General features: G+C 27.9%; 7 protein-coding genes. All 7 read right to left on the bottom strand.

Features of this window, described 5'->3' with window-relative positions; genetic code table 11:
- Window positions 1–521 (bottom strand): stage II sporulation protein M (locus KGF50_RS19860; protein ID WP_227849658.1); only part of this gene is annotated, 521 nt, incomplete at its 3' end.
- A gap of 68 nt (window positions 522–589) precedes the next feature.
- Window positions 590–1,126 (bottom strand): NUDIX hydrolase, encoded by a 537-nt coding sequence (locus tag KGF50_RS19855; RefSeq protein ID WP_227434140.1) that lies wholly within the window; start codon window positions 1,124–1,126, stop codon window positions 590–592.
- 1 nt (window position 1,127) lies between these two features.
- On the bottom strand, window positions 1,128–2,195 hold the full coding sequence (locus KGF50_RS19850; protein WP_227849657.1) for a DUF3866 family protein: 1,068 nt from the start codon (window positions 2,193–2,195) through the stop codon (window positions 1,128–1,130).
- A 4-nt stretch (window positions 2,196–2,199) separates the two neighbouring features.
- Entirely contained in the window at window positions 2,200–3,024 is an 825-nt protein-coding gene (locus KGF50_RS19845) for a glycosyl transferase (RefSeq protein WP_227849656.1), read from the bottom strand.
- A 7-nt stretch (window positions 3,025–3,031) separates the two neighbouring features.
- Window positions 3,032–3,724 (bottom strand): glycosyltransferase family 2 protein, encoded by a 693-nt coding sequence (locus KGF50_RS19840; RefSeq protein WP_227849655.1) that lies wholly within the window; start codon window positions 3,722–3,724, stop codon window positions 3,032–3,034.
- A gap of 23 nt (window positions 3,725–3,747) precedes the next feature.
- Entirely contained in the window at window positions 3,748–4,623 is an 876-nt protein-coding gene (locus KGF50_RS19835) for a copper transporter (protein WP_227434136.1), read from the bottom strand.
- Window positions 4,624–4,640: 17 nt separating this feature from the next.
- Window positions 4,641–5,762, bottom strand: coding sequence for a putative cytokinetic ring protein SteA (steA, locus tag KGF50_RS19830; protein ID WP_227434135.1), 1,122 nt, complete (start codon window positions 5,760–5,762; stop codon window positions 4,641–4,643).
- Window positions 5,763–5,998 lie beyond the last annotated feature (236 nt).

Genomic DNA, 5,998 nt, shown 5'->3' with positions numbered 1-5,998 from the left:
ATATTTAGTATGTACCTCTTAATTAAAAACTGCATATTTCTTCTATTTTTCTTTTTAAATTCATAAACCATCTCTTTAAAATAGCTTAAACTAATTAATGTTAATATGATTGCACATGGAATAATAATCAAATTTTTAAATAATATTATTAAAATCATTTTTGCACTTTTAAATTTTAATGCCAATATAAAACTATTTATTGTATATCCAATTGACATTCCCTTTAACACAAAAATTACTAATACTGCTGGAATTGTTACTACAAATAGACTTAATAGAGCTATCGAGCCCATAAAGATTGTATCTGACTTTAAATTTTGTAGAACTGTATCTTTTACATTTATATTCAGATTATAATACTCTACAGCAGGATTTATATTGTTTAATATATTATCACTAGAACCTGGTAATATTTTATTTATATAGGACCCAATAACAATAGACATCATAAACAACAATCCTATAATAATTATTTGTCTATTTAATTCTCTAAAATCATTTTTTCTATATGTTTTTCTCAATTTTATTCCCCCTTGTCCTTTATAAAATAATATGCTGTAGGACAAGGGGTTATTCATTTTTATAAATATTAATTTTTAAACATATCTTTTACTAATAATAATCCAATAGAAGTTTTTGCATCCTCAACATCATTTTTTAATACCATATTATAGGCTTCTTCAAGCTCAACTTCGTAAACATCTAAAAATTCATCTGCATCTAGATTATTTTCTCCTGGAGTAAGACCTGTTGCCAAATATACAAACATTATCTCATTAGAAAAACCTGCTGAAGTAAAAAATTTATGTATTAGCTTAATATTTTTTGCACTATAGCCAGTTTCTTCTTTTAACTCCCTCTCAGCACATTCTTTGGGACTTTCATTTTTTTCTAGCTTACCAGCTGGAATTTCAAAAATTGGTTTTTCTATAGGTTTTCTAAATTGCTTCACTAATACAACTTTATTATCATCTGTAATTGCAACTATTCCTACTGCACCACCAACTTCTACTAATTCTCTTTTTTGATATCCTTGTCCTGGAATTTCAACAGTATCGACCTTTAAAGTAATTACCTTACCTGTATAAACTCTATCACTACTAATAGTTTTTTCTTCTAATACCATCTTAAACCTCCATTAAGTAATATGCTGCTGTACTTGCAGCTTTAAAAAATGCCTCATCTTGCTCATAATTTCTTCCCATACTTTTTACTTTTAGATTAAAATAGTCTAAATCCTCTTTCGTTTTATTATTATCTATATAAATTATATTATGCTTTTTATCTAAACCACTGGATTTAACTTGTTCTTTTATAAATTTTAATTTTTCATCATCATATATAGTTATTGGTATATCTATATTTACATTTACGATTTCTTCAAATACAGTCATACTATGATGTGAAATACCTTGATGTCTTTCTCGTTTGTCAGCAAAACTAATTCTTGGAATTGCTATTGCTCTTCCTCCAAGCTTTCTTATAGCATCAAGAATTGGACCTTGTTCAATTCCTGTAAATCCATATTTAGTACCTGTACCAGCAATTCCTGGACCCATACTTACAAATACTACATCTGCTTTTAATATTTCTTTTGCTGTAATCAATGCAGTGTATATATTTATACACTCATAGTCTCCCCCAAATGCATTTCCTATAGTTATTGTACTATCTATTAATTTTTTTTCTTTTAAGGTATCTACATTTTTACTTAAATAAATTGGAAGAGATGCTCCATCAGTCATTATATATACTAGTTTCTTATTAGGATTATTTCTTTTAAATGAAGCTACAAATGGAGTTAACATGCTATGAAGAGTCCCTACTACAACAGGAAGGTCTTCTAACTCTGTAAAATCACCAAATTTATCATGATAAATGCTTTCTTGTTCCTCAACAGAATCTACCTTTATTTGAAGTGGTGTATATCTAAGTTTCATTATATGGCCACCTTCAATTAAACTAGATTCTAAATTGTTTAAATTGGTTATTACAAAATGATATCCACCAGTTCCTAGACTTAGTTCTACTGCTGTTGTATTTAAAACTACTTCGTCTCCTATAGCTACTACCCCAGATAGTTTTGGATAATTATATGCTCTTTGTATTTCTCCATTTATATTTACTCTTATATCATCCAGCGTTTCGGTTTGACTTACAATTGATTCAACAATCCCCACTCTTTTGCTTATCATAATGCTACCTTCCCAACTTATCTATAAAATTTAATAATTTATTTTTTTCTATTATTTTAGTCAATGAGTATTTTTCAGTAAATATATGAATAATAACTACAAATATTAACCATCCCAGTCTAATATTAAATGGATATCCAAAAGAAATTAGAATTCCAATAGACATTCCAAGAACATTTGAACCAGTATCTCCCATCATTGCTCTTGCCTTTAAATCATAATTAAAGTATGCAAGCACATTTGGAACTATAAGTAGTGGAAGAACTTGAACAAATCCTGTCAATGTTAAAAATACAATCACCATTATAAATAAATATGCTTTTATTGCTCTTCCTGGTCTTAAATCTAAAAGATTCATTAAATTAGTTGATAGAGCTATTATTAATGTATTTACTATTATATCTATTATGTCTTTTGATATGGACACAGAAATTATAATTCCTACAAATCCACCAAACAGTGCCTTAAAACCTCCAGTTGTAAGACTTCCCTTAAATAAACTTTTAAAATGACCTTTTAGACCACTTACATCTCTATTTCCAATAACATCATCTAGTATTCCTGCAAAAAACATGGATATCATACCAAACATAAACATAAATACATATGCTAAATCTCTATATTCTGTAGTAAAAAATGCAAGTATTATTCCATTAATTACAAGCATAGGTAAAAATACAATTCCCATACTTACTGGTATCATATCTTTTTTGTAGTTTGGCCTAAGTATATTTCCATTTATTAATAAATTTTTAAATAGTGGTATTGCAGCATAGGTTCCAAATAATCCTGTTAATAATAAAATGGTATAAAGTATATAATCTTTCACTAAGATATTACCTCCATTCCTTCTTTTTTTGTCCTAAAACCTTTTTTATATGATAATACTGCTTACCTCTATGAACAAATCCTTTTAAATTTCTGCCAGTTTCATTATGAGTCATGTTTACTAATACTTCTTTAATTTTAAAACCATACTTTAGTATATCAATCGTCATTCCAACTTCAACGCCATATCCAAAAGGTATTTCATCAAATTTTTCTAAAACTTCTCTTTTGAATATTCTTTGACCTGATAGAGTTGCATCTAGCTCAACTCCTGTCATCTCAAAAACAGAATTTTTAGCTAAACCTTTTACAAATCCAAGACCTCCTTTTTTCTTTGCAGGAGGAAACTTCGCTATAGTAACATCAGCTTCACCGTTTAATATTGGTACAATTAATTTTTCAATTTCTTTAGCAGAGCTGCCTAAATCTCCATCCAAAAATCCTATAATATTTGCACTTTTCATCGATACTTTAAGCCCATAGTTTAAAGCATATCCTTTACCTCTGTTTTTATCTAACTTAAAAAATTTAATCTTTTCATCCTTTAATTCAGATACAACCTGAGCAGTATTATCTGTTGAACCATCATCTACAACTACTATTTCATTTATTTCTTTAATTCCAACTATACTTTCTAATGTATAGTTTATTCTACTTTCTTCATTATAAGCTGGTATTATTATACTTATATAAGAATCCATTTTTTCTCTCCTTAAAATTATTTCTATTTAATAGATGGCAACAATGAAGTTGCAGTATCTAATCTACCAAAATTACCAACTATATTACCTTGTTGTAAAAGCATAGCTAGAGATACACTTCCTACACCTTCATCGATATTATCTATAGTTGCAACTTTATTTTTAGAATATAATTCTACATAAGAAGTTTTAACTCCTGTATTTTGAACTTCTACTAAATATTTATTTTCTGATTTTATTTTTGAAACTACAAATTTTTCTATTTTATCAAATTGTTTTGTATTATCTTTTGCATCATTTCCACCAGCTATTACAACAGATTCATATTTTAGATATGTGTCACCAATAGAGTTAAATTTTATTACATCTAGTTCTTGAAGATATGTCAAAATGTCACTTGCATCTTCCTTTTTCAAAGTATCAATTATATAATTAACTGCATCATTTGTATTTTTAATTTCTGTACCTAATTTACTTGAGATTTCTTTTAATTTTTCTGGATTTGTTATATTTTCTTTTAACACTATGTTAAATGCAACACTACCATTAGATTTGTTTATTATATCTTCTATATTTTTTGTATAATCGTCATTTTCATTAGCTGATATTATTCCTATACTTTTTCCACTTAATGAACCAATTAAAACCTTATCCACATTTTTATTTATAAAATTAATTGCTTCTTCATAATCTTTATTTACCTTTGCTAAATCTACATCAAGTTTATCATTTTTTTCTTTTAAAATATTAAATTTATCATCCAAGTCATTTATTATATTTGCTTGTTGCTCGCTTAATTGTTGATTATTATTTAAATTAAATCCTACTAACATGCCTATACCCAAAGCTATAAATATAGCACCAATAGTGACTATATAATATTTCATATTAATATGCATATTTATCCTCCTAAAATTTACATCTGTAATAATACTTTAAATTTCAATTGCATTAACTGTATAAATTGTTGAACTCCTGGTGACAGTGATGCAACTACCAACACAGGAAATAAGGCTGTTGCTATTAATGCCCATATGTACTTTATCTTTAGCTTGCTTCTATATAGCAAGTTAACTCCTTTAGCATCTATAAGCTTAGAACCTATCTTTAGTCTAACTAAAAAAGTACTTGCCATTCCCTTTCTTCCTTTTTCAAGGAAATCAATCATATTTGAATGTGTACCCACTGCTACTATTAACTCTGCTTTATACTCATACGCAATAAGCATAGCTATATCTTCACTAGTTCCTGGTGCAGGAAATACAACTGCATCCAAACCTAGCTCTTGAACTCTCTTAAGACCTGGTGCTCTACCATCTGTATAAGCATGTACTACTATTTCACTAGCTTTTTTTAGAGCTTCATCACTTACACTATCCATGTCTCCTACAATTACATCTGGAGTATATCCAAACTCAATTAAAGCATCTGCGCCTCCATCAACACCAACTAGAACAGGTTTTACCTCTTCTATGTATGAAAGCATTGTGCTTAAATCTTCTTTATAGTCCTGACCTCTTACAACTATTAATACATGCTTATTTGCATAATTAGTTTGTACTTTTGGAATTTCTACTTCACCAAGTATAAATCCTTTTTCTTTTTTAGCATAATCTATAGTATTGTCTATAAATCTATCTAATTCTACGGCTAAGTTTTCATAAGCAGCCTTTATTTGATACGAAACTTCATACTTATCTAAAACTTCTCCTGCACCTAAAAACTCTCCTTCTCTATATATCTTTCCATCTATAACTTCTATAGTTTGTCCCTCTTTTAATTCTTCAAATAATTCTTCTCCAATATTGTCAATTATTAAGATATTATTCTCAGTCAATATTCCTGGACCTTTATTAGGATATCTACCACTTATAGAAGGAGCCGCATTTATGACAAGTTTTATTTTGGCTTCTACCAAAGAGTTTGCAGCAACTTCATCTATGTCTATATGATTTATAACTGCTATTTCCCCACTTTCAACTCTTTTAGCAAGCTTTTTAGTTTTTCGATCTACTTTTATAGGGGCCTCGACTCTCATTTTTAAACCTCCACTATCATTATTAAAATCACATTATATTATAGCATTACTTAACAATAAAATAAATGTTTTAAGTTTGTCTTACATCTTTAATCCTTATAACACTGTATTTTATGTTTTTTTTATTTAACGCTTTTTTGCAATATACTTTAAAAATTAATGTTTCGACTTATTAAAGTATATTTTTATATTAAAAAGCAAATCAACATTAATCTACAATTGACAAAGGTACATAC

It is taken from the genome of Clostridioides sp. ZZV15-6598, from assembly GCF_020657705.1.
Lineage (GTDB): Bacteria > Bacillota > Clostridia > Peptostreptococcales > Peptostreptococcaceae > Clostridioides > Clostridioides difficile_F.
Note: the sequence above shows the minus strand (reverse complement) of the source record. Positions and strands in the feature narration are given on the sequence as shown.